At 44.7% G+C, this 25,731-nt stretch carries 28 protein-coding genes, 2 pseudogenes and 1 riboswitch; of the genes and pseudogenes, 24 read left to right on the top strand and 6 right to left on the bottom strand.

Annotated features, from left to right (window positions below; genetic code table 11):
• The first annotated feature begins 31 nt into the window (after positions 1-31).
• The 15 genes from EXW96_RS16240 to EXW96_RS16175 all read left to right on the top strand — a co-directional run bounded on the left by EXW96_RS16240 (position 32) and on the right by EXW96_RS16175 (position 12,227).
• Positions 32-1,081 (top strand): F510_1955 family glycosylhydrolase, encoded by a 1,050-nt coding sequence (locus EXW96_RS16240; protein ID WP_164751823.1) that lies wholly within the window; start codon positions 32-34, stop codon positions 1,079-1,081.
• 8 nt (positions 1,082-1,089) lie between these two features.
• Positions 1,090-1,611 (top strand): thiol-disulfide oxidoreductase ResA, encoded by a 522-nt coding sequence (resA, locus tag EXW96_RS16235; protein WP_127608019.1) that lies wholly within the window; start codon positions 1,090-1,092, stop codon positions 1,609-1,611.
• Positions 1,612-1,646: 35 nt separating this feature from the next.
• On the top strand, positions 1,647-1,871 hold the full coding sequence (locus EXW96_RS16230) for a class I SAM-dependent methyltransferase (RefSeq protein ID WP_174350972.1): 225 nt from the start codon (positions 1,647-1,649) through the stop codon (positions 1,869-1,871).
• Positions 1,872-2,030: 159 nt separating this feature from the next.
• Positions 2,031-3,395 carry an ISNCY family transposase gene (locus EXW96_RS16225; RefSeq protein WP_074730239.1) on the top strand — a complete coding sequence of 455 codons (1,365 nt, stop codon included), beginning with the start codon at positions 2,031-2,033 and terminating at the stop codon, positions 3,393-3,395.
• Entirely contained in the window at positions 3,329-3,868 is a 540-nt protein-coding gene (locus EXW96_RS16220) for a class I SAM-dependent methyltransferase (protein WP_174350971.1), read from the top strand. The genes EXW96_RS16225 and EXW96_RS16220 overlap by 67 nt, the downstream gene beginning before the upstream one ends.
• Before the next feature lie 184 nt (positions 3,869-4,052).
• A complete protein-coding gene (locus tag EXW96_RS16215; protein WP_127608017.1) occupies positions 4,053-4,796 on the top strand; it encodes an urease accessory protein UreH domain-containing protein in 744 nt (247 codons plus the stop codon).
• Between the two features lie 248 nt (positions 4,797-5,044).
• A riboswitch (cyclic di-GMP riboswitch) is annotated at positions 5,045-5,130 on the top strand.
• Positions 5,131-5,222: 92 nt separating this feature from the next.
• Positions 5,223-5,936, top strand: a complete 714-nt coding sequence (locus EXW96_RS16210; protein ID WP_127608016.1) for a response regulator — start codon at positions 5,223-5,225, stop codon at positions 5,934-5,936.
• Positions 5,937-6,175: 239 nt separating this feature from the next.
• Complete coding sequence (locus EXW96_RS16205) at positions 6,176-6,733, top strand: hypothetical protein (RefSeq protein ID WP_174350970.1); 558 nt, start codon at positions 6,176-6,178, stop codon at positions 6,731-6,733.
• Between the two features lie 233 nt (positions 6,734-6,966).
• On the top strand, positions 6,967-7,296 hold the full coding sequence (locus EXW96_RS16200) for a helix-turn-helix domain-containing protein (protein ID WP_054796026.1): 330 nt from the start codon (positions 6,967-6,969) through the stop codon (positions 7,294-7,296).
• Between the two features lie 588 nt (positions 7,297-7,884).
• Positions 7,885-8,304, top strand: coding sequence for an RNA polymerase sigma factor (locus EXW96_RS16195; RefSeq protein WP_127608015.1), 420 nt, complete (start codon positions 7,885-7,887; stop codon positions 8,302-8,304).
• 118 nt (positions 8,305-8,422) lie between these two features.
• Complete coding sequence (locus EXW96_RS27595) at positions 8,423-8,830, top strand: DUF6075 family protein (protein ID WP_127608014.1); 408 nt, start codon at positions 8,423-8,425, stop codon at positions 8,828-8,830.
• Between the two features lie 32 nt (positions 8,831-8,862).
• Complete coding sequence (locus EXW96_RS16190; RefSeq protein ID WP_174350969.1) at positions 8,863-9,162, top strand: hypothetical protein; 300 nt, start codon at positions 8,863-8,865, stop codon at positions 9,160-9,162.
• Positions 9,163-9,191: 29 nt separating this feature from the next.
• Positions 9,192-10,574: a hypothetical protein gene (locus tag EXW96_RS16185; RefSeq protein ID WP_174350968.1), complete on the top strand. Its 1,383-nt coding sequence runs from the start codon at positions 9,192-9,194 to the stop codon at positions 10,572-10,574.
• 487 nt (positions 10,575-11,061) lie between these two features.
• Entirely contained in the window at positions 11,062-11,274 is a 213-nt protein-coding gene (locus tag EXW96_RS16180) for a hypothetical protein (RefSeq protein WP_127608012.1), read from the top strand.
• Positions 11,271-12,227, top strand: a complete 957-nt coding sequence (locus tag EXW96_RS16175; RefSeq protein ID WP_127608011.1) for a hypothetical protein — start codon at positions 11,271-11,273, stop codon at positions 12,225-12,227. The genes EXW96_RS16180 and EXW96_RS16175 overlap by 4 nt, the downstream gene beginning before the upstream one ends.
• 59 nt (positions 12,228-12,286) lie before the next feature.
• Here EXW96_RS16175 and EXW96_RS16170 read toward each other — a convergent pair.
• A protein-coding gene (locus EXW96_RS16170; protein WP_254611337.1) for an IS3 family transposase occupies positions 12,287-13,842 on the bottom strand; the annotation gives its coding sequence in 2 pieces (ribosomal slippage) (positions 12,287-13,377 and positions 13,377-13,842; 1,557 coding nt in all).
• A 519-nt stretch (positions 13,843-14,361) separates the two neighbouring features.
• Positions 14,362-14,757 (bottom strand): annotated as a pseudogene (locus EXW96_RS16165) (transposase); the annotation flags it as partial.
• 90 nt (positions 14,758-14,847) lie between these two features.
• Between EXW96_RS16165 and EXW96_RS16160 the strand changes: the two are divergent.
• Positions 14,848-15,174: a transposase gene (locus EXW96_RS16160; RefSeq protein ID WP_141336823.1), complete on the top strand. Its 327-nt coding sequence runs from the start codon at positions 14,848-14,850 to the stop codon at positions 15,172-15,174.
• Positions 15,171-16,097, top strand: a complete 927-nt coding sequence (locus EXW96_RS16155; protein ID WP_141336822.1) for an IS3 family transposase — start codon at positions 15,171-15,173, stop codon at positions 16,095-16,097. The genes EXW96_RS16160 and EXW96_RS16155 overlap by 4 nt, the downstream gene beginning before the upstream one ends.
• A 210-nt stretch (positions 16,098-16,307) precedes the next feature.
• Here EXW96_RS16155 and EXW96_RS16150 read toward each other — a convergent pair.
• Positions 16,308-16,481 (bottom strand): annotated as a pseudogene (locus EXW96_RS16150) (IS3 family transposase); the annotation flags it as partial.
• A gap of 103 nt (positions 16,482-16,584) precedes the next feature.
• Between EXW96_RS16150 and istA the strand changes: the two are divergent.
• Positions 16,585-18,180 (top strand): IS21 family transposase, encoded by a 1,596-nt coding sequence (istA, locus tag EXW96_RS16145; RefSeq protein WP_155615814.1) that lies wholly within the window; start codon positions 16,585-16,587, stop codon positions 18,178-18,180.
• Complete coding sequence (gene istB, locus EXW96_RS16140; protein WP_174349575.1) at positions 18,177-18,956, top strand: IS21-like element helper ATPase IstB; 780 nt, start codon at positions 18,177-18,179, stop codon at positions 18,954-18,956. The genes istA and istB overlap by 4 nt, the downstream gene beginning before the upstream one ends.
• A gap of 8 nt (positions 18,957-18,964) precedes the next feature.
• On the opposite strand, the gene EXW96_RS16135 is transcribed toward istB, so the two are convergent.
• Positions 18,965-19,285 carry an IS3 family transposase gene (locus tag EXW96_RS16135; protein WP_174349713.1) on the bottom strand — a complete coding sequence of 107 codons (321 nt, stop codon included), beginning with the start codon at positions 19,283-19,285 and terminating at the stop codon, positions 18,965-18,967.
• Positions 19,286-19,569: 284 nt separating this feature from the next.
• Between EXW96_RS16135 and EXW96_RS16130 the strand changes: the two genes are divergently transcribed.
• A complete protein-coding gene (locus EXW96_RS16130; RefSeq protein WP_254611176.1) occupies positions 19,570-20,439 on the top strand; it encodes a transposase in 870 nt (289 codons plus the stop codon).
• Positions 20,440-20,485: 46 nt separating this feature from the next.
• Positions 20,486-20,992: a hypothetical protein gene (locus EXW96_RS16125; protein ID WP_054820364.1), complete on the top strand. Its 507-nt coding sequence runs from the start codon at positions 20,486-20,488 to the stop codon at positions 20,990-20,992.
• Here EXW96_RS16125 and EXW96_RS16120 read toward each other — a convergent pair.
• On the bottom strand, positions 20,985-21,296 hold the full coding sequence (locus tag EXW96_RS16120; protein WP_375256429.1) for a transposase: 312 nt from the start codon (positions 21,294-21,296) through the stop codon (positions 20,985-20,987). The genes EXW96_RS16125 and EXW96_RS16120 overlap by 8 nt on opposite strands.
• Positions 21,297-22,006: 710 nt before the next feature.
• On the opposite strand from EXW96_RS16120, the gene EXW96_RS16115 reads away from it, so the two are divergent.
• From EXW96_RS16115 to EXW96_RS16105, 3 genes are read left to right on the top strand one after another with little or no spacing between them, the layout of a single operon-like run.
• On the top strand, positions 22,007-23,785 hold the full coding sequence (locus EXW96_RS16115) for a recombinase family protein (protein ID WP_174349712.1): 1,779 nt from the start codon (positions 22,007-22,009) through the stop codon (positions 23,783-23,785).
• 31 nt (positions 23,786-23,816) lie between these two features.
• Positions 23,817-24,014, top strand: coding sequence for a DUF2281 domain-containing protein (locus tag EXW96_RS16110; protein ID WP_174349711.1), 198 nt, complete (start codon positions 23,817-23,819; stop codon positions 24,012-24,014).
• On the top strand, positions 24,007-24,345 hold the full coding sequence (locus EXW96_RS16105; RefSeq protein ID WP_174349710.1) for a type II toxin-antitoxin system PemK/MazF family toxin: 339 nt from the start codon (positions 24,007-24,009) through the stop codon (positions 24,343-24,345). The genes EXW96_RS16110 and EXW96_RS16105 overlap by 8 nt, the downstream gene beginning before the upstream one ends.
• Positions 24,346-24,410: 65 nt before the next feature.
• Here EXW96_RS16105 and EXW96_RS16100 read toward each other — a convergent pair whose 3' ends face one another.
• A complete protein-coding gene (locus tag EXW96_RS16100; protein ID WP_174349709.1) occupies positions 24,411-25,268 on the bottom strand; it encodes a hypothetical protein in 858 nt (285 codons plus the stop codon).
• Positions 25,269-25,731 lie beyond the last annotated feature (463 nt).

Here is a 25,731-nt window from a genome sequence, read left to right as displayed (position 1 = left end):
CTACATCATTACAGAAGAAGGGAATTTCATTATGAACACATTATTAATTGGAACAGGTGCATTATTTGTTCTATTCTTTGCATTACATTGGAACGCATCCCACAAAGTAAAGCAGCTCAAAGATGTGAAGAGGCAGGAAGACCGATATCAGCGACAGAAGTGGACCAAAATAGCAACCGGATTCAGGTGGGCATGGGTCGCATCTCTAATCGCGGTCATCATTAGCGGCGTGTTGTCTTTGCAGGGAACGGCTTCAAAAACGATTACGTTGACGCATGTCCATGGTCTCGGTTATTCAGGGGACGGACAGCGAATTTTAATCCCTTCTCACCTCGGTTTGAAAGTTTACTCACAAGGGAAATGGTCAGACGGTCAAGGAGAAAAACACGATTATATGGGATTTACCACTGTGGACAACGGTTTTTATAGCAGCGGGCATCCGGCACAGGGTTCGAATAAAAGGAATCCTTTTGGAATTGTAAAAAGTTCAGATGAAGGTAAAAGCTTTGAAATCCTGGATTTGTATGGGGAAATTGATTTTCATTTAATGAGTGCAAGTTACAAGACGCACACCATTTACGCAGTTAACCCGGAGCCGAACTCTAGGTTAACAACAACGGGATTATATTATTCCAAAGACGATGCAAAGACATGGAACAAAAGCGAAATGACTGGAATAGATGTTGAACTGTCCGAACTGACATCTTTAGCTGTTCACCCGTCCGATGATTCAATCGTTGCAGTTGGAACGACAAAAGCGTTGTATGTATCCAAAGATTCAGGCAACCAATTCGAAAAAATAGCCGATCTACAGGTAACTTCTCTTACCTTTGGTATGGAAGGAAATATAATCGTTGGCAGCTACAAACAAAAAGGGGTTATTTATCAAATGGATCTGCAACAGAAACAGTTGGTTGAGGTGAATATTCCAGATCTTGTTGAAGATGCAGCATCGTATATTGCACAGAACCCAACGAATACCAAAGAACTTGTTTTCGCCACTTTTAATCTGGATGTATATATATCCTTGGATGAAGGGATGAACTGGAGGAAAATTGCGGATAAAGGAAAAGGGGTTTAAGAATAACAGTGAAACGTAATCGAAGATGGATTCAAATTGTTGTATTGTCGGTCGTATTGGTAATTGGAGCTTATACAATTGGATCAGCGTTATTTAGATCAGATTCTTCCGTAAAAATTGGCTCAAAAGCCCCCGAGTTTAAGCTTTTTGGTTTGGATCAACAGGTTCATCAATTAGCAGACTATGAAGGGAAAGCACTGGTAATCAATTTTTGGGGTACGTTTTGTCCGCCATGTGTGAACGAGATGCCGGCTCTGCAAAAACAATATGATCAATGGAAAGACGACAATGTGGTAGTGCTTGGCATTAACTTAAGTGAAAGCCGGGTTACAGTACAAAGTTTTATTGATCGATACGCGATTACGTTTCCGATCATTATCGACAACGACAACGAAATCCGAAACAAATATAATGTTATGTCTTATCCCACGACGTTTTTCGTAGATTCATCTGGCGTGATCAAAGATAAATTTATTGGTGAGATGAAAGAACAAGATATCCTCATCCGGATAAATCGATTATTACAATAATTGCTTCGTGAGCAGTTTATGATCAGGAGGCTGCAATGGATAAATTATTCAACAAATATTATGATCGGTTGATGCAGCCGCTAGAAACAAAAATATTCGGCCGGATAAGAAAACAGCTTCTTTCTAAGGCGAAAGGAAAAGTGCTGGAAATTGGCTCAGGTACGGGTATTAACTTTTTGTACTATGAGTTTGCAGATCAAGTCATTGCAATAGAGCCAGATCCAATGATGTTGGAGCAATCCCTAATTAGTTTCCCCTGAAAAAGTCAGGGTGTTTTGAGCATAATTAAAAGGAATTCAGCACCTCAAAATGGAAATTGTTATTGTCGAGATAACAAAGTTCCACACCCCGAGGGAAGAATTCCTTTGCTATAGGAGTTCAACAGAAGCCCTCGGGAATCCTTCCAAGAGGTGAAGAAAATGTTGAAACTTCGAGACGAGCAATTGACCATCTGGGATGCCATTCTCCCGGAATCTGTTAGAAAGTTGCCGGTCGAGCTTGCAATCATAGATCAATTACTGGACGACGACCGTTTTCTTCAACCGTTTACTGAGTTGCACCCGAAAGGCAAGAAAAGCGGCCGTCCTACGCTTGCAATTGAAAAGTACATCCGTCTTATGGTCCTGAAGCATAAATACAATTTGGGCTACGAGTCACTCGTGAAGGAAGTCGGTGACAGCATCACATGGCGAATGTTCTGCCGGTTTGCCATCGACGAACCGATGCCCGACCCGTCTACGCTCATCTATGCCCGCAAACGCTACGGCGACAAGATCGTCGAAGACATCAATGCCGCACTCGTAAAGCAGTGTGAGGAAAAAGCCGTTCTGAAAACCCGCAAATTGCGCACGGATACGACGGTTGTGGAATCCGATATCCATCACCCGACAGACGCTACGCTGTTGCAAGATGGCGTAAAAGTCATCACTCGAACGATTCAGAAAATCCGGAAAGTCGCCTCCCACACTGTTCAAGGCTTTGAAGATCGTACGGCAGAAATCAAGGAAAAGATTCTGTCCATCGCGAAAGTTCTACGTCGCCGCACCCGTGAATCTTGGGAAGAAGTTGACCGGATCACTGGGAGCGTAATCGAAGTAGCCGAGAACGTTGTGAACAAGGCGCAAACCGTTATCGAGAAACTGCAAGACAAGGGCAAAGCTGCTCTTCGACAAAGTAAAACCAAACTGACCGAGGCGGTCACGCTAACCGGCAAGTTGTTGGAACAAGCCAAACAGGTCGTTTCCGGCAATCGAATCATCGCAGATCGGATCGTCAGTTTCTTTGACCCGGAAGCAAGACCGATTAAGAAAGGTAAGCTGGCCAAAGGAACTGAGTTCGGCTACAAGGTGCGAATCGACGAGACGGAAAGCGGCTTTGTGACCGGCTACGCTGTCTACGAGGGGAACCCCTCGGATGATGAACTGCTCGTTCCCGCTGTACAGGCGCATATCAAGCAATTCGGCAAAGCGCCGCAAGCTGTAGCGACCGACCGCGGTTTCTCAAGCAAGAAGAACGAAACGGCCATTACCGAACTTGGTGTGAAGCGAGCTAGCTTGCCGCGAAAGGGCAAAAAAGGCATTGCCCGATCCGAGTACGAAAACGAATTATGGTTCAAAGACTTGCAGCGTTACCGTGCAGCTGGAGAAGCGAAGATTAGTCTTCTCAAGCGGAAGTACGGTTTGAACCGCAGCAGGTATCGGGGCTTTGTCGGCTCAAAATGCTGGGTCGGCTTCGGGATTCTGACCCACAACCTGCAAAGAGCGGCAAAAATGCTCCAAAACTAACATGGAAACCGATCATTAGGGAAAGTTCCCCCTCACAACCCAGCCAGCAACCCGAAACTATTTTTGAAAATCGACTTTTTCAGGAGCAACTAATTAAAGCACGTGAAGCTACAGTTCCGATCGAAGTGGTACCGGGAGATGCCCAAAAACTACCGTATCCAACCAATTCGTTCGATTCAATCGTTGGAACACTAGTATTATGTACGATACCTGACCCGGCGAAAGCTCTGGCCGAAATCCATAGAGTATGCAAGCCTGAAGGAACGATTTTAATTTTTGAACACGTAAGGTTAAATCATCTGGTCCTTGGTAAAATACAAGACTGGTTAACGCCCGTTTGGAAACGATTATGTGTTGGTTGTCATTTAAACCGCAATACACTTGAAACCGTTGAACAAGCAGGTTTCAGAGTGGTGCAAACGACGTCGATGTGTAGGGAACTGTTCCTAGTAATTGAAGCAAGAATAAAATAAATTGGAAATGTGAGACTGCGGTGAACGATAAAGCGGCAGTTATTCTGGAAATAAAATAGACTGCTTTTATGTATCCGCGAAACACTACGTTATGTAGTTTATAATAGATGCTTGTCAAGGTTCGATGTGTGATGAAAGCATAACTGCCAAATCTATTTAACGGATTTTGGGGGGTGAATAGTTAATGTACTCCTTTTTTAGTAAAATTAGCGCCTTCCTTAGCGAACCATTCGTTAACGCGGCGAACACTGATATCGCCTTTCTTGCGGCGCTGTTTCTCGGTTTTGTTGGTTCGGTTGCTCCTTGTCAAATGTCAGCGAACGTTGCGGCTATTACTTACTTTGGGCAGCGTCAAGCGCAAGCAAGGTTGTCGTGGCCCGAAACGTTCATGTATTTATTAGGGAAGATGATTGTATTCAGTATTTTCGGTGCTTTGTTTTGGTTTTTCGGTCAAAAGATATCCACTGACATGATCCCTTTATATTCTTTTGCAAGAAAGCTGCTTGGGCCGTTATTGATTTTAATCGGATTGTTTTTGCTTGGCTGGATTCGGCTTCCTTTTCAACTTGGGGCTCGAGTGGCAGGATTTTTTGAAAAATTGGCCGATCGAACCGGAGGAAGGAGCGGAGCCTTTCTAATGGGGATTGCATTTTCGCTAGGATTTTGTCCAACAATGTTTGTTTTGTTCTTCGGTTCGCTTATGCCTTTGGCATTGCAATCAACATATGGCGTAGTGTTGCCATCTGTTTTTGCAATCGGTACCGCAATGCCGTTTTTACTAATTGCCGGGTTTGCTGTAGGTTTCGGGTTAGATCGAGTCATTGTTAAGCGTGCCAAAAGGTGGGGGTTGTGGATACAAAAACTTGCGGGTGTGTTATTTATAGTGCTGGGCATAAGCGATACCTTGACATATTGGACTCTAATGTAAATCATGGGAGGTGCCAACGGAAAAATAATGCAGAGTGAGAGCCACGAGTAGTTGATTAGACCTATTGTGTGATCAAGAAATTTTTCGCGAACTTACAATTTGTGACGCTTCTATAGTTTATCCTGTATCATTCGATATGAAATGATATAGAATCGACAAATATCAACACATTTAAACACGTGGGACTTAGGGCGGTGCCAGAAAAATAAAAATTATGGTATTATAAGGCTATGATTTGGAAGAAATAATAGGAAAAATGGCAAACCAGATCGAAAGGCTGGGACGCAAAGCCACGGGTCTTCTGCACTATTGCAATGATCGCCGGGTTACCCTCACAAATCTCACATCTACGAAAAACTAGACACGGCCGTTTGAGGGTACGTGTCTTTTTGTCGTGATTCTAGAATGAATACGAGGTGATGATATATGGAGGAGCGTGTACGCTATGCTGCAAAAGTTGAAGAAGTCATGCGCTGGCAAGAAAGCAGGATACAAGTATTGCTGGTGGACAGCGACCCCGTATGGCAACAACGGTTGACGGCGTTGATCGATGCTGAGCCGGATATGAGTATATCTCATATTGCAACAAACAAAGAATCGGCTATTCGAGCCAGTATGCAATTGGATTTAGACGTAATGATTCATGACCCGGTGTTACATTCGTCGCAACAGGATGGATTGGATACAATTGCCGAAGTGTTGAAGATCAAATCACTGCCAATCATTATCTTGACTTCACTCTACCAGCCCGAGATCATTGTGGATGCAATGCTGGCCGGAGCGATCAATTATATTACCAAGATCAATTATGTGGATGTCGCAAGTGCCGTCAGGGAAGCGTATCAAGGGCAATCCTCCCTTCACGCCGATGTTGCATCCATCATCCGTAATGAAATTGGACTTGTTAAGCGAAGGGAATTGCATCGAATGCTGACTCCTACTGAAAAAGAAATCTTGCAGTTGATCGGTTGGGGCTATACACAACCGGTAGTTAGAGAATTGCTCGGAATCACGTCTAACACAATGAAGACGCATGTTCGCAATATCATTCGCAAATTCGACGTATCTTCCATTCGCGAAGCAGCGGAAAAAGCGAAACGTAGGGGCTTGTACGATCAACTAGATCGCATCACCTGTTAGCGATTCGTTTCCGATTCGAGCCGTTTCGCGATGGTTTGACAACCAATGATCTGTTGGTATGAGGGAAAAATCACCCTCCTCTTTCGAATGTATTATTGGTAAAATGTGGACAAATGCAGGTATCTACAGAGGAATTTTATTACCAAGTTTGTAGGAGGTGAGAATCAAAAATTGACTTAAGTTGCGAAAAATGGCATCCTTACTGCTTCCTCCACTTTACTAGAGAAGGGACGATGATAATGAAAACGGAGCGTGAACAACCTATAATCATGACGATTAACAGGCAGGCTGGCGGAACAATTTCAGGCAGCATGCACAGCAAGGAGGGAGTTGTGATGACGCTGACCCAGCACCCCGTCCCCTATGAGAAAGTAGAATTATGGCTGAAGTCTTACAAGGACTGGAAGGCGAGACTGAAGTACATGCAGTCAGAACTGTCCTACATCCCTGAATTAACGCGTACGCTACAAATGGTTGCGGCTCACAGCAGCGGCAGAAAACAGGAAACGGTTTTACGGACGGTTATACGACGTATCGAAATCACCGAACATGAAATCCCGTTGCTGCTATCCAGAATCGGTTTGATCGACTATGCTTTCTCGGCTCTCACCCCGGAAGAAAGCTTGTTCATTCGGTTACGATATATGGATCAACTGGCGCTTTCAGACGCCATGAGCCGCCTAGCACTTTCCCGCCGCGCGTACTTCTACCTTCGAAAGCGAACATTGCACAAAATCTATATGAAAATCAAAGATCGGGCGGTTTTGTTGGATTTGGATTCGTCCCAAAATGATTGACCGGTTTCAGAAGATGCATATGCGCATCTTCTTTTTTTGCGTCCATTTTTCATTTTAATACGTTTTTATTCGTTACGTCCAATCCCAGTAAATACGATTAATGTCTCGCCAATTGATTCAATGAGTATTGAGGAGATTATAACACATACATTGGATACTGAGAATAGCGAATCTATCGAATGTTCATTTGACTTACTCTGCCTTATAAGCTGAAAGAATAAGGTGGTGGAAATGTGAACTCAATTCGGGATTCGTTAGGTCAGCGCATTCGCACATTGCGGGAACAATACGGATGGACGCAAGAGCAGCTTGCAGAGCGGGCAGACCTCCATCCTAATTATATCGGACAAATTGAACGCGGGCTAAAGAACGTTTCATTGGATAATATTTATAAACTGGCTGTTGGTTTGCGCATGGATTTGTCTCAGTTATTTGTTTTTGAGAATCGCGAACTTCCAGAGCCGTTGTCCCAGATTGGCCAAATGCTACAGCATTGTTCCGAAGAAGATTTAGATTTTCTGATTCAACACATCGAGCATTTGTTGAAGTGGAGACAAAAGTAAGTAACTGCTCGAAAGGAAGCGCCGGAACTGCATCGAACATGCACCGAACGCAGCACTGGATTTGCTCTCTTTTTGCACAAAGTCTGCACGCGTTATGCACATGATCCGTGTTATGATGTTAGTGTGGACAGGTTGTGCAACCACAAGCATCATGAAGACTGGTTGTCCCTTTCATCAAGCGCCGTTTCTTTCCCTGCTATCCCAGTGGGAAGAAATACGGCGCTTTTTTTATTTTGTTACTGATACAGCAGTCGTCGACTATATTCCGAATGTAAAGGAGTTGAACTAAACATAGGGCAACGCCAACCATCAAAGGCCCGCACAATTTCTCGCACGGTGTTGCCAGGTGAGAAAGGGAGTTGATGTTGATGTATCCCGACGACACATAATAACAAGCGGCGAATGATTCATCGGCATGCGTGGAATCAAGTTTATCAAGTCTTACGATCAGACCTGGTCGCAATCAAGCGTTGGCACGCTCTGCGGCAAGGTCTTTTTTGTTGTCCTTCCCGCTTGTCAGGAAGCGTCGGCTGTCGCTCTCCCCCCTCTGTTTTGATTGATCAAACAAACCAAAACGGAGGGACGAGTATGAAAAAGATCAATTTGAAAGACATATATCCTTTTTGGAAAACGGATGTATGGGTTGAAGTGGATGACGAGGTGGCTCAGGAGCTGCATCGGTTTGAATTAATTGAAAGCGCATACAAACTGCGCACGTATCGTCACCGGGCGTATTACTCGCTGGATCGAAACGATGGAATTGAGAAGGACGTTCTTTTTCTTTCGATTTCGCCGGAGGAGTACTATGAACGCAAGCTCTCCCGGCAACAGCTTTACGAAGCGTTGTGCCAGTTGCCGGAGAAATCGGCCAGACGAATTTATGCACACTTTTTTCTAGGCATGAGCAAAGTCGCTATTGCCAGAGCTGAGCATGTCGATGAACGGGCCGTTCGTAAATCTATTAAACAAGGCTTAAAGATAATGGAGCGTCTACTCAAAAACATGTGATTTTTCGTCATTGGGTCCGGTTTTCCCGTCAGAATGAAATGTTATATAGAGGATCTTTTCAGACAGCGGCTGGTTGCATCCAGCCGCTCATCATTCTCGGTGAGAGGGGCAAGTATCGATGCATCCTATTCGATTTCGGGATGAAGAACACGAGAGGTTCTATCATCAAATGCTGGCTGAAAGGAAATGCAACGACGGCTATCATCGTGCGCTTTTTTACACATTGGGCATTTCCCGGGAAACTAGGAGTCATGTACGTGATTTGTTTGATTTTTCTAACGGCGGCATTAATCCCAAGGGCCTTTCGGCCCCATGGCAAACCGGCAGTTCCATTCGAATATGTCGGCTCGCCTTTAATCTATGGAACGGGTGGACCGAACCAGGTGGGGAACGCTTCTCCACTCCCAACGAATTATTCGATTGCAGCTACGCCCCTTTCTTTTTCGAGGCAATTCATCTTCGTTATCCGGAATATTTCCGAAGTCAGGAAAAGATTTTCAAACGGCTATCTGAACAAACCCGCTGAACAGATACCGATTGTCGGGGGTGCATAAGAAGATGAAAGAAATTAAAACGAGGGTTGTTGTAAAAAACATAAAACGGCTGGATAGGTTCAAAAATTTAATGGAACGAGTAAGGAAAACGGGTGTCCGAGTCAAGAATCATACAGACAACGATGAGTCGACTTCCCCATCTCCTGTTGAATTTGCGCAACACCGCACCGCATCGTCAATTAAAACAATGGCTCAAATGGGCATTCGCATGAAGACCAACAGCAGACTGATTCGGTTGATTCAAAAAAGAGGGCAACTCCAGTTGAAGATGCTGCTAATCCACAATCGAGTGGGTTACCCGTAAAAAAGTATAAGAAAACGACAGACGGGGTTATGAAGGCGAGAAAAAATCCCGTTAACGATTCCCGACTTTCCCCGAATGCCGATGCTTCTAACATGAGTACACTGCGATTTACCCGTAGGATGCAACCCCGTGAGCCGTTCGATGGAAAATACCTTTTGCCTTCTGATCAACTACCGGGAAAACAACGCTTTGTACGAAGCCGGGTCAATGCCCGGCTTTTGCATCGTTCTCAAAAAAACAGCTTTCCTGACCAGATGCTAAGAATGGACGTTAGACATCCAAAGTCCGTCGTAAAAAATGAAATAATCATCACCGCCGCGGCATCTCATTCAGCAAATGTACGAAGCAATCACCCTAAAACGCTAACGCCGGAAAGATTGAAGCCACGACATTTCAGACAAGCGTTATCCCGTATCCCCTCCGCTATATCAAAACAAGCAGGTTCAACGATCAAACGTAAAGAACGAAAATTCAAGGTATTACCCCTATTTATTAAAACCGGGCAACGACTGGGTCAGACTAATAATCATCCGGATTCGCAAGCCGAAGGGAAAATGAATGCGTTCAAAACGGCACGGCGGACAGTACAAATGGTGATGACTGCCCGCCGATCTGTTCAAAGGGCACAAGCCGCCGCGAGATTTAATCTTCGGATCATTAGAATGGTTGCAAAAGCAACCGCCCTGCTCGTCAAGGGATTGACGGCGCTTTTGGGGATCAGTAGTTCCGTTATCATCTTGTTGTGCATTGTAATGGCGGTAGCCGCAGTCATTTCCTCTCCCTTTGGCATCTTTGTATCCGGCGAAAATACGGACGCCGATGTAAAGCCGCTTTCCCAAATTGTTGAACAAATGGACGATGAATTTGCCGCCAGACTGGAAGAAGTACAGCAATCAGCCGACCCTGTAGACCGGGTGGAAATTCATTATCCTGGCAGCGCGGACAATACTCGAATGGATAATTGGATGGATATTATAGCCGTCTTCGCCGTGAAGACCGTCATGGATGCTGAAAATGGAATGGATGTGGCTACGCTCGATGCAACAAGAATCGGTATAATCCAATCCGTTTTTTGGGATATGAATCCAATAGAAACTCACGTTGAAACGATAGAACATAAGGAAACAATGACGGTAGAACATGAAGACGGGAGCACCAGCGAAGAAACGATTACCAACTACGAGTACATTTTGCATATTACGATTGCCAGCAGGACTGCGGAGCAACAGGCCGACATATACCGCTTTACAAGTGAACAGAAAGACATAATAAATGAAATGGCTATCCGTAGAGTTCCGACCTTCTCATGCGCAGCTTCGGAGAACAGCAATGAAATGCTATCCGTAGAGTTCCGACCTTTCATGTTAGCGATCTTAGGTAAAGAACAGGATATTGGATTTACGCCGGAATAACCTGAAACGATTAAACATCATCTGCCCTAAGAGGAATTGTTCGATTTGGATAAACAAGTCCTGTTTGGCAGATCGCATTCTACGAACGCAAATTGATCCTCCGAAAAGATAAGGCTCAAGTTCTGAGCCTTATTCGCGTTAGCGTGCCCCATAAAGCATATATCTTCTTGCTGGACAAAATTGGTTCACGGGCGGTTATCAAGTGTTGGCTTCAATAAACTTTGGCTGTGGAAAGCGCGTTTATTGCGAAAAAGAAGGAATAAAGTCCCCTTTTGTCAAATAGGTAACTTTCGGGAGTAGCGAAAGGTGGGTCTTCATGAACATATGTAATTATATGCATGACGATTTGTTTTATCAAAACAGGTCGGAATTATTTTATACTGTTCTCCAGTTAATTCTTTACGGATCGAGCTTGCTTTATATGACTGGTAACGGGCGGTATTTTGGCACGACAGCCATTGTCAGTTCTATGTGGAGGATTAATATTATGAGTACTGGTACCCTACCTCGAGTAAATGAACGATTATTTTTTTTCGATAAAGAGGTAATCGTTGTGAAAGTATTTTCTATTTTTCAATTGGCAGAAATTCGTTACGCTTGCTCACTCGCTACATTTATGGTTGATATAAAAGTTTTGCGCCAAGAAGCAGATAAAAGTAGTTCTATCTCTATTAAGTTATTAGGTGGTACAGATAAATGATCTTAAATTTTATTGAAGGACCTTTAAACGGTGATTCTTGGGAAAGTCTAATTACCTCTTGTTACAGGATGAAATACCAAGATGAGCACTTCACCGAAATTCCAGCAGTTCATGGAGGTGATGCTGGTATTGAGGGATTTACACGTCATGGAAGGGTTTATCAATGTTATTGCCCTGAACGTGAGTATTCTGATGATGAATTGCACGATCATCTAAGAGATAAAATGACAGCAGATATAAACAAATTGATATCGCCCAAATATGCCAAAAGATTAAAGGAATTGGGTGTGCCCAAAATAAAAGAATGGCATTTTGTAATTCCTCAGTACAGGGATTCAAGAATTGTTACACATGCAGAGACTAAACGTAAAGAAGTGCTTCTGAAGAAAGAATCCGAACCAAATAATTATGATTATATAGATGATGATTTTGTAATAGTCATTAAGCAAGCAGAAGACTTTAAAGTGGAAATATCTAAAATCATTCGAACAACATTGACGGATATGCAACTTAACTTTGCAATTTACCATACTACTAGTCCCGACTGGTCGAAATGCGATTCTGAGAAAGCCGGCAATATTAAAAGAAAGGTTAAAGCAGTAATGGGAGATGTTGAAGAGTCTGATGAGGATTTCAATGATATTGTTAATACTTACATAGATTCCTACATTAAAGGCATTGAAATTCTAAGAATATTACGTGTTTCTTACCCTGAGGTCTATGAAGAAATTTACATGCTGGAGCAATCGTATAAAAAGCAGGTATCCCTAAAAACTAAAATGAATACAGACAGTTCAATTAACTCTAAGTTATTTTTCGAAATACTCGATGATTTTCAGAATAAGCTAGAACAACAGTTTAAATATCTTACAACTGCATCAGTAATGGAATTAAAAATTGATCTTATTAGCGGGTGGCTTGCTGATTGTTCGATGCAGTTTAGAAGTAGGTGAACTGGGATAACGGTATTTGTCAAGATAGTTGTCGCGATTTAATAAAATTAAGTTAGCTATCATTGCGTCTTCTGCACAGCTTGAATAAGCGTCGCTTTTTCCGGATTAAGCCATACTTCTTCTTTTAGACTCCAATCCCGTGTATCCCCTGACCAGCGACCTGGATGCAGGGCTTTCGCAGCTTCATAAACCTGCCGTCGCTTCTCAAATACTTGTTCCTCCTGTCCTTTATGCCTCTGGCTGGGCGTGAGGAAATTGAGCCCGCTGTGGCGATGCTCGTGGTTGTACCATCGTACAAAACGCAGCACCCATTCACGGGCCTCGGTGCGGTCTTTAAACCCTTGCTCCGGGTATTCTGGACGGTATTTGCACGTCCGGAAGATGGACTCCGCATAGGGATTGTCATTGCTGACTCGGGGCCGACTTCTGGAAGGCGTGATGCCTAAGCTATATAGCGTTTCCAATAAGGTTGCCCCCTTCATCGGACTGCCATTGTCCGAGTGCAGCACAAGGGGCTGCTGGCGAATGACACACTGCTCGCTAAGCACCGTTCTGCGTATTAACTGACTCGCATGCTCGGCCGATTCTTCTTCCCAAATCTCCCAACCGACAATTTTGCGACTATATAAATCTAGCACCAGGTAGAGGTAGAAGAACAGACCTTTAACGGGCCCTGGCATCCACGTAATATCCCACATCCAGACTTGGTTAGCTCCAGTAGCACAGTGGCTTGTCAGCGGCTTGGTGGTTCTTTTCTTGCTTCTTCCACGATGTTGCTGTTGTTTGTGTTTGTGCATCACACGATAAAAACTAGACTCCGAAGCAATATAGGTTCCCTGATCGGCAAGGGCGGGAACGATTTGACTCGGGGGGAGGCTCTTAAACTCAGGCTGATGGATGACGTCCAGAATCTGTTGTTCTTCTTCCTCGCTGAGCTTATGGACGGGCTCAGGACGCTTGGCATAAGGACGCCTATCTTCGCTAATCTTATGCTGACGCCAACGCTGCAGGGTTCTCTGGGTCAGTCCAAGCTCCTTACAGGCGAGGTGTTCCCTTGCACCGGCCTGAACAGCTTCTTCAATCAGTGATACAGCTAGCTGACGATCCGGGGCACTGATCATTCGTCCCCTTGGTCCCCCCAGATCGCCTGGGCCTTTTTTCGCAACACCAGTAAGGCTGCGGTTTCGGCCAATGCCGCTTCCTTTCGTTGAAGCTCGCGGCTTAGGGCCTTTACTTCTTGTTCTTTCGTTCGGAGATCCTTTTGCAGCTTGCTCGCTTGCTCGGCGATCCCGCCATTGGCGTTCATACAAGCATCGCGCCAGGCTTCCACTTGCTCGACGTACAGCCCTTTGGCACGACAGTATTCCGCCAACTCAATCTCACTTAATGCTGCTGTTTCTACCACGATGGCAAACTTATCTCGAGTGCTCCATCGCTCTGTAGATTGTGCACCTGTCGGCATGATCGTTCCTTGGGCCTTCGCCGCTTTCTTCCACTTATACAGCGCTGTTTCAGATATCCCGTACTCTTTGGCTAACTGGCTGACCGATTCATTATTCGGTGGCATCATTCGTTGCACGACTCTCTGCTTCAATTCCTGATTCACTTGGTTCATTGTCTCCCACCTCGTCCTTGTTATCCTCACTATACTTTCAATTGAGGGGTACGACAACTATTCTGACACAGGGGGTTATAATAATCGTTCCGGGGATTTAGCTTGTTCAGGAGAATTGTCAGCACTTACAACTTATGTGCTTCGTCGGTGACGTAATACCGCCATTAACGTAAGCGCTTGTGAGTCAGACTCGACCACAGCGTAAAGAGTCTAACGCTACTGAACGGCGGTAATGCATTAAACCAATAAAGTCTGTGCCTATTTATCTCGACAGAGTAGCAATACCCCTTTCACGTCTGGCATCAAAAGAACGTATCCTCGTGTCTCGTTTTCCTTAGCCCCCTCGCCTTTTTCTTAGAAAACGCTCTCCGATCTGATCGATAGTTTTGCAACCAAGGTCCGATTTTGCATTGAAAATGAAATGAATATTAGAGGGACACTATTCTGTAATGCTCCCCATTGTCAAGACACGATTTTTTGAGGATTAAGTTATGTCCTCCATTCTCGTAATCTAGTAAATTAGGATGCGGTTTTTTCAATAGAATGCGCGTAAAATTGATCGGGCTTTGCTTCATTGAGAGATTGATGAGGGCGTTCTTGGTTATAGAATTGGACATAGCGAACTATCCCTTTGCGCAGCGCGCGAGGGTCTTCGTATTCATTCAAGAAGATGCATTCGTATTTGAGCGAGCGGAAATATCGCTCTGTGCGGCTGTTATCCGTCGCACGCCCCTTACCATCCATCGATACCTTGACGCCTTCTTTCTCCAGTAGCTCAAGGTATTCAGCGTTGGTAAAGTGGGAGCCCTGATCGCTGTTCATGATCTCGGGCTTACAGCGGCTAAATGCGCGCTTGAGACACCTCAAAACAAAGCCTTTCTCAAGCGTACTGGATAGCTCGTAGTCGATCACTTTGCGGCTATACCTCTAAAGCCCCATATTTACCTTTGAGTCTTTTCTCCTTATCCACTACAATATGAATTAACAAAAGTGGAGGGATCAAAGATGCAGCGCAAGAGTTACAGCATTGAATTTAAACAACAGCTCATCCAAGAAGCCTTAGAAGCAGGCAATGCCAGCCAAGTTGCAAGACGACATGGAATAGACGGGAAAATGCTCGCTCGTTGGATTCGTCAATCGAAGCATGCAAACTGGAAAAACGCATCACCAGAATCCAAAAAAGTTGCAGCCTACACTCCATCATCCAAAGAGTTTCAAGCGTTAGAGCAGGAAAACGACAAATTGAAAAAGCTGTTGGGCGAGAAGGATTTGGAGATTGCGATTCTTCGTGATCTCGTAAAAAAGGTGAACCCCGCCTATCGGACAAAATAGAGATCGCCGACAAATGGATTGCGCGGGGTTATAAAGCTGCAGTGGTGCTGCGAATCGTCGGCGTCAGTGAAGCGACGTACTATTACCGGAAGAAACACTTCAAGCAAGAGCGAGTGTATAACGGCGGACGGCCGATTCCCGGCTTTTCCTTGGATCATAAGCGGCGTCCCGTCAGCGATGAGCAGATCAAGGAATGGCTGATGGAGCTTATTGCCGGGGAAGAAGCGACTTACGGTTACCGTAAATTAACCGTATGCCTGAAACGACAGTATGGGCTGATCATTAACAAGAAAAAAGTATACCGGCTGTGTCAGGAACTGGGCATCCTGCAGCCACAACGCCGGAAGCGAATCCAATATCCCCGAAAGCTGGCGAACAACCGTGAGATTTGCGCTTCGAATCAGCTTTGGGAGATGGACGTGAAATACGGCTATATTGCAGCAGAGCAGCGTTTCTTTTTCTTGCTCAGCCTGATTGACGTCTACGACCGATCGATTATCGACTACCACATGGGCCTCTCTTGTGAAGGGAAGCATGCTGCGCAAATCCTGCAGAGAGCGTTATGGAAACGGCGGCTCTTTGAGAAAGATCAGCTGCCCGTGGTTCGTACCGATAACGGCCCGCAATTTATCAGCCATGCTTTTGAAGAAGCATGCCTGGAGTATTGTGTAGAACATGAACGTATTCCTCCGAAAACGCCGAATAAAAATGCGCATATCGAAGCATTTCATGCCATTTTAGAACAAGAGTGTCTCTCCAGGCATGAATTTGAGAGTTATCAGGATGCATACCGTATCGTATCTGACTATCTCTTGTTTTATAATCAGCGGCGGATCCATGGAAGTTTGTATGATCTATCCCCGCAGGAATTTCATCAAGCTATGCATCAGCAAGCCGTAAAACCGCTTGTGATTAAGGTATGATGGATAAAGCCCTTTACATGGAGGGGCGGGCATGATAGGCTTGTTAGCCTCGCGATGCATGTGTTATCCGCATCGCCCTATCGCGAAAAATCATGCCCGCTGGAGGCTCCATGTCAAGGGCGACAACGAGCGACAACGACGTAAATCAATGAGAAATTACGCAATCGTGTGAATAAGGGTGTAAGACTCTAAAGTTACGGGTTTAAACCGATACCAATCGATGATATTGAACAGATACATGAAGCCTTTCCCCATCCGGAGATAGGTGATGTCGATTCCCCAGACCTGATTCGGCCGGTTAATGGTTAAGCCCCGAAGCAAGTAGGGGCGAACATATTTTGCGTGGAATCGCTTGCTCAAGTTCGGCTTCGGATAGATCGCTTCTGTCTATGGTAACTTAAAAACAGGCCAGCAAAATCATTGAAAAACCGGCCACAACCGATAAACCTACTTGGAGAGAAAATCAACAAGTAGGGGCTGGGAGAGAATGATCGCGATGAACACGATGCAACAAATATTAATGATGCATATTCATGAGGGGAGGTCGCGCCGGGAGATTGCAAGATTGACAGGGATCCATCGGGAGACGGTTGGGAAGTACATCAGGCAATATGAGGAAAGGAGACAACAGCTACTAGCTGAGGGGAACAACTCGGTGGATATCCAAGCACTGATTGATGCCCTCACTACCGCGCCCAAGTATACAGTCGGAATTCGACCCAAACGAAAACTGACCGACGAAATGACAGCTAAGATTCAGGCTCATCTGGATGAGAACGAAGTAAAGCGAAGCCAAGGGCAACGCAAACAGCAAAAGAAGGCGGTAGATATCTTCGAGGCACTAGAAGCCGAAGGTATCCAAATCAGCTATAGTACTGTTCTTCGGACGGTTCGTAGTTTGGAACGAAAACCAAAGGAAGCATACATAAAGGCACTGTATGAGCTTGGGGACATTTGCGAATTCGATTGGGGTGAAGTGAAGCTCAAAATTAATGGAAAGTTTCAAACTTTTCAGATGGCAGTCTTCACATCCGCATATGGGAATTACCGTTTTGCATACCTGTTCACCAAGCAAACGACGGAATGCTTCCAAGAAGCACATGCCCTGTTCTTTCAGCATATCGGCGGTGTGTATCGAACCATGGTGTATGACAACATGAAAGTCGCGGTGAAACGGTTCGTCGGAACGGATAAGGAGCCGACACAAGGATTACTCCAACTGTCGCTTTATTACGGCTTTCAATTCCGGTTTTGCAATATTCGCAGCGGCAATGAGAAAGGACATGTGGAACGCAGCGTAGAAGTCGTGCGTCGGAAAGCCTTCGCCTTCCGGCACGAATTTGAATCGCTTGAAGAAGCGAACCAATATTTACAGGAGGTGTGCACTCAGCGCAACCAAAAGCCGCAAACCGAGAATAACGGCCAGACGGCGAAGGAACGACTGGAAGAAGAACGCCCCACCCTTTTGCCTTCCCCGCCCCCGTTTGACGCAGCCCGTGTACTTTACGGGCGGGCGGATAAATACGCGACGATTATGGTGGACCAAAATCGTTACTCCGTACCAGATCATCTGGTTGGAGAATCGATCATGATCAAGGTGTACTCGACCCGAGTGCTTTGTTTTCACCAAGAAACGAAAGTAGCGGAGCATGTACGGTGTACCGGCAGCCATGAGTGGCGGCTGGACTTGAACCATTATTTAGATACGCTAAAGAAAAAACCTGGTGCATTCGCCGGTAGCGCGGCGTGGCAACAGGCTCCCAAAAAGATAAAAACAATCTACGAAAGGTATTATACCAGACGCAACAAGGAATTTGTACAACTATTGCAATATATTCGAGATGATGCCAGTTTCGCGGAGATCGAGCAAGCTATTCAGGAATTGGAGTGGATCCACCCAGCCCATGTAACCACGGATAAAATTAAAGTGCTATGTGCCAAAAACCGAGATCTGGCGCCGGTGGTTCGGACGACACATTCGGAAACCGGCCAAGAGATTGCGGAGCGATCAGTTGAGCATTTGCGCATGTACGATGAATTGTTTGATACTAGGCCGACAGAAACGAAGGAGGGCGCTGCATGAGCCACTCGCCGCGCAAGGCGTTGAAGGAAATGATTCTGGAATACAGCAAAGAATTGCGGCTCCCGATGATTCGTAAGCATTTGGAAGAGCAAATTCAGGAAGCGACTCAACGGGACGCCAGTTACGAAGAATTTCTGACGCAACTTCTCGAAAAGGAATGCGATGCCCGTCGGGAAGCGTCCCGGTACAACCGAATACGGTTGGCGGAATTTACGCACAAAAAATATCTCGAAGATTTGGTTGTCGGGGACTTGCCGGAAGATGCACAGAAGAAGTTAAAACTGTTGAAAACGCTAGATTTTATCCGAGAAGGGCGCAACGTAATTCTGTCCGGAAACCCAGGGACTGGAAAAACGCACATTAGCATCGGGTTAGGTCTGAAAGCTTGCCTGGAGGGTTACAAAGTATGGTTTACAACCGTCCCCCTGCTCGTGAACCGGATCAGGGAATGCCGGTCGGAACAGACTCTACGTGCATTCCAGAACCGTTTCGAGAAGTATGATCTGGTCATAGCTGATGAGATGGGTTACATCTCGTTTGATAAAGAAGGGTCTGAATTATTGTTTACCCATCTGTCACTTCGGGCTGGACGTAAATCGACGATCATTACGACCAATCTGTCCTTTGAACGATGGGGTGAGATTTTTCAAGATCCGGTGATGACCGCTGCGATGATTGACCGGCTGACGCATCAGTCTTACATCGTCAACATGAACGGAAATTCATATCGCATGAAAGAAACAAAGGAGTGGTTGCAAAAACAGCAGTTGGCGTAGCTTTATTTTTATGCCGCGTGGCCGGAAATTAAATGATTATGTGGCCGGATTTTCAGTTGACAAATACACGCTTCAAGCCCCATGTGCTGCATGAGACGCCGTACGCGCTTACGATTCACCTCAAAGCCTCGATCTCGAAGGAATCGGGTCATCCGCCGATAACCAAAGTAAGGGTGTTTCATATAGATTTCATCGATCTGGTGCATGATCTGTACATTCTCTTCGCTTTCGCTTTTCTCTTGACTAGGGCGATAAACGCTTGTCCTGTTCACGTTCAGCAGATCGGCCTGGCGCTTAATGGTAATTTCATTGTTATCACGCTCCACCATGGCTTTTCGAACTTCGAGCGGTTCATTTGAGGCCAGATTTTTTTTCTACGGCGGCATGAATAACTAACAGGATCTTCCTAACGGTTTGTCGAAGTAATTACGGTCAAAATTTCCAAAGGAGTTGACCCGCATTGCTTTCCAAAAACCGTCTGCGTCCACAACGGAGAATATACTTTAGACCTGAACATAAGAATTGTCCTCACTGCCAACAGAAATTACGTCGTTCACATACAGCATGGAATAAGAAAATCGCCACATTGAAAGAAGTCGTTCACGTTTGGAGCATGGCCTACCATTGCGAAAATCCAGATTGCCCGAAGCCAGGTGTATACTACAAATCGGCGGAAGCAGAAGCAATAAGCATGAAGCATTCTCCTTACGGCTTCGACGTTGTTTGCCTAGTTGGTGAACTTCGCTTCAAACGGCATATGACCCGCAAGGAGATTGCGGATGAATTGAACGCGAGAGGTGTTCAGACATCCGAACGGAGCGCACAAAATCTGTATGAACGGTATCAAACATTGCTTGCTGCTAGTCTTACTGAACATACGAAGAAAGTGCTGGCTGAAGTCACAGAACAAAACGGCGGTATTATCTTGTCTATGGATGGCGTCCAGCCAGAGAAAGGCAATGAGACACTTTATGTAATTCGTGAAGTATTCAGCGGTACTGTCTTAATAGCAAAAAACATGAAAAGTGGTTCATCTGCCGAGTTACAAACGCTCATCCAACCGATCATCGAGCAAGGCTATCCGATCGTCGGTATTGTTAGTGATGGACAGCAATCCATTCGTCTAGCGATGGAGACGCTTTTGCCCGATGTGCCTTATCAATATTGCCAGTACCATTATTTAAAAGACATCGCGAAACCGGTTGTTGATGTCGATCGAAAGTTAAAGACCGAGCTCAAGAAAAGCATGCGCGGCATTCGTGAAGTCGAGCGGAAAATCGAACAGTCGGATTCACAAGAAGCAAGCATCGCGAAGGGTTACGTTGCTGCCGTACGTGCATTGCTCTTGGAAGACGGAAATCCTCCATTAGATTTACCCGGTATGCGTATCTATGAACAGGCCCAAGCCATTCAAGCGTCCCTTCAAAAATGCTTGGATAAAAAAGGGGGCCACCCTACTTCAAAACGTTTTCAGAATATTTAGTAAAGTCGATTCCCTTCAGCAACAATACGAGAAAGTCGCTCGCTGGATGAAGCCAATCCGTCACATTGCAGAAATCCTTGAACCCAGCATGGATAAGACAAGCAAGACAGTTGAATGGGAAATGACAAAGCTGTTGGATTGGGTTCGGCTTTCCTATACCGAAGAGAATGATCTGGAAATGGTTAACAATCTCCTTAGTTACAGCAAGGGATTCTGGAAGGGACTCTTCACTTGCTACGATCATTATCATGTGCCAAGAACGAACAACGATCTGGAACGCTTCTTCCGAGCTACGAAGACACGACACCGTCGGATGACCGGGCTACGCAACTGGAACGAATACATCTTACGGAATGGTGAGATGGTTGTGCTCGTTGATGATGGACTTAAACAGGAAAACCTAATCGCCCGTTTAAGGATGGTCGACTACACAAGCTACAAGAAACAGAAAGAAAAATGGAATAACCGGTTGAGCGATAGTGTTATGCGCAAACGGTTTAAACGCGATCCACAAAATTATCTTAAAAATTTAGAAAACCAATGGCTCAAATAACATGTATGTTATTCATGCCGCCGTAGTTTTTTTTCAGCCAGTCGACCTCTACCGTGAGTTGGCCAACCAGCTTCTCTAGATGCTCTTGCTTGCTCTCGTACTCTTTCTTCAGTTTGTCGACTTCACTTGTCTTCTTCTCAAAGACGACAGAAGCACGCTCAAGAAATTCAGCTTTCCATCGGCTAACCATAACCGGGCTTACTTCGTACTTGGCAGCAATCTCGTTGACGGTCTGCTCCTCCCGGAGGACCTCCAGCACAACTTTTGTCTTAAACTCTGAGGTATATCGGTTCCGTTTTTCCATAGCTTCATTATAACTTATTTATCACTCTCCCGTGTCTCAACCTATGGGAGCATTATATTCAACCCCTCATTGATCCTTGAAAACTGAATAAAATCTTATCCGGTACGTTCCCCGCATGACCTGAAAGGAAAGCCAGATTGCAGGCGCGCCATGACCATTTTGCCGGTTCTTGTTTCTACATGCCCTGAAATCAGAAGCGGTAAACTGCGAGCGATTTTGCCCATGCAATGAAAAATGGTGGTGCTATTTATGGCGAAGACCCATGCGGAGGGATAATGATACTTCCGTCCAGCCACAGTTCAGCGCAATGGGGGCGGCTTGCAGCGATCCTGGAAGAGGTTTGAAGCCTATGAGGACGGCTAACCACTGTCCGCCGGATAGGATATTTGAGAGAAGCAACCAAAACAGAGGCGAAAACAGAGATGCGCACATACGGTTATGTTCGTTGCGCATCTCTGATTTTCAGCTTTGATGGATTAATGGGAGGTTATTATGAACCATAAACTCATCCGGTACAGCATGCAAATAGCTATGATAAGACAGTTACTGGCTTTATCTTTGATTACCGAAAACGAATTTCATTTGATAAAGAACAAAACGATGCGGGATTACGGCATCATTTCGGACCTTACTTCTTGATTCGCACATTTGTCGGTTCGCCCATCTCTTATTAAACTGATGGCGAGTAAATAAGAATGGAGGACAACACCATGGCTCTTGAAGTGGAAGTGATTAAAGCAAGTCGGAAAATATCGGATCGCAACGCCGGAAAGTTATCGGATGTTCTTCGCGTCGCCCCTTATGCCCGCGTAAGTACCGACACTGAGGAGCAATTGAACAGCTACAAATCGCAAGTCGCATATTATACCGATCTCGTAAGCAAGCGCAGCGACTGGATGCTTGTCGATATTTATGCGGACGAAGCCATAACCGGGACACAGGTAACGAAGCGCGAGGATTTTCAGCGCATGATTAACGATTGTATGGATGGGAAAATTGATATGATCATCACAAAGTCTATCTCCAGGTTTGCAAGAAACACGCTGGATACGTTGAAATACGTCCGAATGTTGAAGGAAAAGAACATCGCCGTATTTTTTGAAGACGAAAATATCAATACGCTGACGATGGACGGCGAATTGTTGCTTGTCATTCTAAGCTCCGTAGCGCAGCAGGAAGTGGAGAATATCTCCGCCAACGTGAAAAAAGGTTTGAAAATGAAAATGAAGCGCGGCGAACTGGTGGGCTTTCAAAGTTGTCTGGGATACGATTACGATGTGAATACGAAACAGATAACCGTTAATCAAGAAGAAGCCGAAATCGTCCGCTATATTTTTGAACGATACTCATCGGGAATCGGCGCTTACGTTATTGCAAAGGAACTGACTGAGGCGGGACATAAAACCAAGTACGGAAGAGTCGAATGGCAGGACACAACCGTTCTTCGTATCATAAAGAATGAGAAGTACAAAGGCGATTTGTTGCAAGGAAAGACATTTACCGTCGATCCCATTTCCAAGAGAAGATTGGACAATTACGGCGAGGAAGATCAGTTTTATGTCAAAAATCATCATGAGCCGATTGTCAGCGAGGAAGTTTTTGAAAAGGCGCAGGACATATTGCATCGAAGAGGCGAGAATCGCCGCCGCGGCGCAAAAGGCAAGCGGGACAAGTACAGCAGGAAATTTGCTTTCAGCAGCAAGTTGGAATGTGCTTTCTGCGGAAGCAATCTCTCGCGGCGGAACTGGCACAGCGGAACCCCGCATGAAAAGGTGATTTGGCAGTGTGTGACAGCCACGAAAAAAGGGAAGAAATACTGCTCTCTCAGTAAAGCCTTGGAGGAAAAGCTGATTGAGGGTGCTTTTGTCGAATCGTACAAATTGGTGTGCCGCAACAATTCGGATGTGCTAGACGAGCTTATGAAAAGAATGGAGTCCGTGTTTAGCGACCAGAATAATCAAAAGCGACTGAACAAAATTATCAGCGATATTCAGGCTACGGAGCAAAAACGTTGCAAACTGATTGATTTGTGCCTGGATGAGAAAATAGACAGGGCTACTTACGAACAGAAGTATGCGGAGCTCGATACTTCGCTTACTAAATTGCTCGAAGAAAAGGAACAGTTAGAGCAATCCGCGCAAGATGAAATTGACTTGGGAAAACGGCTTGAACATTTTCGCAAAGTGCTTCAAACGAATGAGCTTCTGACCGCATTCGACCGGAACGTATTCGAAAGCATTGTCGATAAAGTGATTATTGGGGAGAACCCCGATCAAGGTAGTCCCGAGCCGTACAAATTGACCTTCGTCTATAAAACCGGCTTTCATAACAGCATCCAAAGCAAGATGCATAAGCAAAAAAAGTCCATGCGAAGTGAAAGGGGGAAAGTGCATTCCTATTCCCAGCACAACACATGTGGAGTGCGTGGTAAGGATATATCGGGAGGAATGAATCGCTTAAGTCTGAAATCTCCTGAACTTGTGTTATAATGGTTTCAGGACGAAAAAGGTGGTGTGATCCATGAGTATGAACCGCGAAGAATTGAAACGCATGATTGATCGTATTACCGAACAAGAAGCTGCAGAAGTGCTTGATTTTATCGGTTATTTGAACATGAAGCGCGAACGTGAGGCATTAATGAATCTCGAACAAGCAAGCATGACCAGCATGGACTTCTGGGATAATCCTGTTGATGATGAGGTTTGGAACGATGTATAAACAAGGTGATATTTTGCTTATCCCTTTTCCATATACCGATTTAATGGCAACGAAGCAACGTCCTGTTCTCGTTTTATCCAATACAATTTATAACGGAATGCACCAAGACATTGTCGTAGCAGCAATCACTTCAAATGTGACGGATAAAGATTATTCGATTTATGTTACTGCAAATGATCTCGATGAGGGACAATTAAAAGTGGATTCATTAATCCGAGCGGATAAGATTTACACCTTCTCGAATCGGATCGTCATTAGAAAATTCGGGCATTTGAAATCCGAAGTATTTCTTAAGGTAAAGGAACAAATAGAAAAATTAATCAGCAAATGACGTAGCAACCTCCCCACACGCGGCGGAGGTTTTTTCATGCGAACATACGCTTGTTTACAAAATATTTACCCCCATTCCACAACTTTTATAAATCGATGCTTGCATCGGTTGCAATACAGTCTTGCAATAAAACTATTTTTTGATTTCATATCAACTGTACAGTCCAGTGTAACAATGTTTGCCGAGCATTGTTCACAACTAATGCTATCCAGTAAGCTTCTACGTTGTTCTGATGAGATGGAATTCCAAAGATTTTTGTCGGGAGCAGCACACCATATTCTGTCCTCAACGAGGAGATATCCTTCGTCTTTATGTAAGAGAAATTGTGGCTTCAATAAATATTCCAATGGATAAATATCATCTCTCGCTGAAATTAAAGCTTTGAACAAAGCGATTGGGCGCTTCTGATCTATTTCATCTGTGTACTGATATCCAAGCTTCTCCGGTTTTACAAGCTGCACAATTACAAACGCATCTTCATTATCGGTCAATTTATAAATGACATTCTCCGGTTTGAATACATTCTCTGAGTAGTCGAAAGTTACCAGATGATACTCTCTATTCCGCCACTCTATTCGGATTACCTTAAAAGCTTGATTTTTGACAAGCTCGATAAATGTTTCATGTTTAAGCGTTAATTCGATCCCAATAATGTGCCCTTCCTCGTCCATATCGTTGCCATACTCGGTATCATAGCCTTTTTCATAGTCTACTTTAAAGGTATTCGCGGCAACGACCATCTGATCAAGATTAGAAGCCACTTGTGCATCTACCACATAAGGAATGTTAATTTGATCGGGGTCTATGTACTTGCTAATTTCGTTTCTGCTCCGCTCATAGTCATCAAACTCATCGTCCTCCGGTGGCTTCAAATAAATATAGCCCATATCGCATCCATTATCGTAAAAGCAAGTGACTAACAAATTGATTCGCTCCTTTAATCGTGATGAATATTAGACGCGACAGTTACAAAAAGGTTTCGTGATGCGTACCGGGGAACGAGCAGCTTTGAAAGATGCTGCAAAGAAGACGAAGCAATTGTTTGGATAAAACATCCCCAACACGCGGCGGAGGTTTTTTATGCGAACATATACTCGCTGACAGAATAATGTCAATGGAGTGCTATATAATAGTGAAAGCATGGTGTCGAAAGAAGGAGTTTCCAGTTGGATTGTGGAATAAATCTAATGGACTATTAAAGCTGCGTTTTTCGGAGTGAAGATATATGAAATTCTATATCGGTGTTACGGATCATAACTGGTTTCAATATTTGGCTAACGAACAGCCGGATGAACTGAATTTTTGGCAGCCGGGTGGTAGACAATCATTTAAAGCTATTCAGACCAATGATCTCTTTCTGTTCAAATTACATAGTCCCAATAATTT

Source organism: Paenibacillus sp. JMULE4, from assembly GCF_013337105.1.
GTDB classification, from domain to species: domain Bacteria; phylum Bacillota; class Bacilli; order Paenibacillales; family NBRC-103111; genus Paenibacillus_G; species Paenibacillus_G naphthalenovorans.
The sequence above is the reverse complement of the archived record's forward strand: the minus strand, read 5'-3'. Positions and strand labels throughout refer to the sequence as shown.

Coding starts and splice junctions, on each gene's coding strand:
- EXW96_RS16220 (WP_174350971.1), top strand. CDS start 3,329: ATGCTGGGTCGGCTTCGGGATTCTGACCCACAACCTGCAAAGAGCGGC.
- EXW96_RS16205 (WP_174350970.1), top strand. CDS start 6,176: ATGAAAACGGAGCGTGAACAACCTATAATCATGACGATTAACAGGCAG.
- EXW96_RS16115 (WP_174349712.1), top strand. CDS start 22,007: ATGGCTCTTGAAGTGGAAGTGATTAAAGCAAGTCGGAAAATATCGGAT.
- EXW96_RS16230 (WP_174350972.1), top strand. CDS start 1,647: ATGGATAAATTATTCAACAAATATTATGATCGGTTGATGCAGCCGCTA.
- EXW96_RS16175 (WP_127608011.1), top strand. CDS start 11,271: ATGATCTTAAATTTTATTGAAGGACCTTTAAACGGTGATTCTTGGGAA.
- EXW96_RS16125 (WP_054820364.1), top strand. CDS start 20,486: ATGAAGCCAATCCGTCACATTGCAGAAATCCTTGAACCCAGCATGGAT.
- EXW96_RS16120 (WP_375256429.1), bottom strand. CDS start 21,296: ATGGAAAAACGGAACCGATATACCTCAGAGTTTAAGACAAAAGTTGTG.
- EXW96_RS16180 (WP_127608012.1), top strand. CDS start 11,062: ATGAGTACTGGTACCCTACCTCGAGTAAATGAACGATTATTTTTTTTC.
- EXW96_RS16160 (WP_141336823.1), top strand. CDS start 14,848: ATGCAGCGCAAGAGTTACAGCATTGAATTTAAACAACAGCTCATCCAA.
- EXW96_RS16240 (WP_164751823.1), top strand. CDS start 32: ATGAACACATTATTAATTGGAACAGGTGCATTATTTGTTCTATTCTTT.
- istA (WP_155615814.1), top strand. CDS start 16,585: ATGATCGCGATGAACACGATGCAACAAATATTAATGATGCATATTCAT.
- EXW96_RS16110 (WP_174349711.1), top strand. CDS start 23,817: ATGAGTATGAACCGCGAAGAATTGAAACGCATGATTGATCGTATTACC.
- EXW96_RS16190 (WP_174350969.1), top strand. CDS start 8,863: ATGAAAGAAATTAAAACGAGGGTTGTTGTAAAAAACATAAAACGGCTG.
- EXW96_RS16215 (WP_127608017.1), top strand. CDS start 4,053: ATGTACTCCTTTTTTAGTAAAATTAGCGCCTTCCTTAGCGAACCATTC.
- EXW96_RS16105 (WP_174349710.1), top strand. CDS start 24,007: ATGTATAAACAAGGTGATATTTTGCTTATCCCTTTTCCATATACCGAT.
- EXW96_RS27595 (WP_127608014.1), top strand. CDS start 8,423: ATGCATCCTATTCGATTTCGGGATGAAGAACACGAGAGGTTCTATCAT.
- EXW96_RS16185 (WP_174350968.1), top strand. CDS start 9,192: ATGAAGGCGAGAAAAAATCCCGTTAACGATTCCCGACTTTCCCCGAAT.
- EXW96_RS16135 (WP_174349713.1), bottom strand. CDS start 19,285: ATGGTGGAGCGTGATAACAATGAAATTACCATTAAGCGCCAGGCCGAT.
- EXW96_RS16225 (WP_074730239.1), top strand. CDS start 2,031: ATGTTGAAACTTCGAGACGAGCAATTGACCATCTGGGATGCCATTCTC.
- EXW96_RS16195 (WP_127608015.1), top strand. CDS start 7,885: ATGAAAAAGATCAATTTGAAAGACATATATCCTTTTTGGAAAACGGAT.
- EXW96_RS16210 (WP_127608016.1), top strand. CDS start 5,223: ATGGAGGAGCGTGTACGCTATGCTGCAAAAGTTGAAGAAGTCATGCGC.
- istB (WP_174349575.1), top strand. CDS start 18,177: ATGAGCCACTCGCCGCGCAAGGCGTTGAAGGAAATGATTCTGGAATAC.
- EXW96_RS16130 (WP_254611176.1), top strand. CDS start 19,570: ATGGCCTACCATTGCGAAAATCCAGATTGCCCGAAGCCAGGTGTATAC.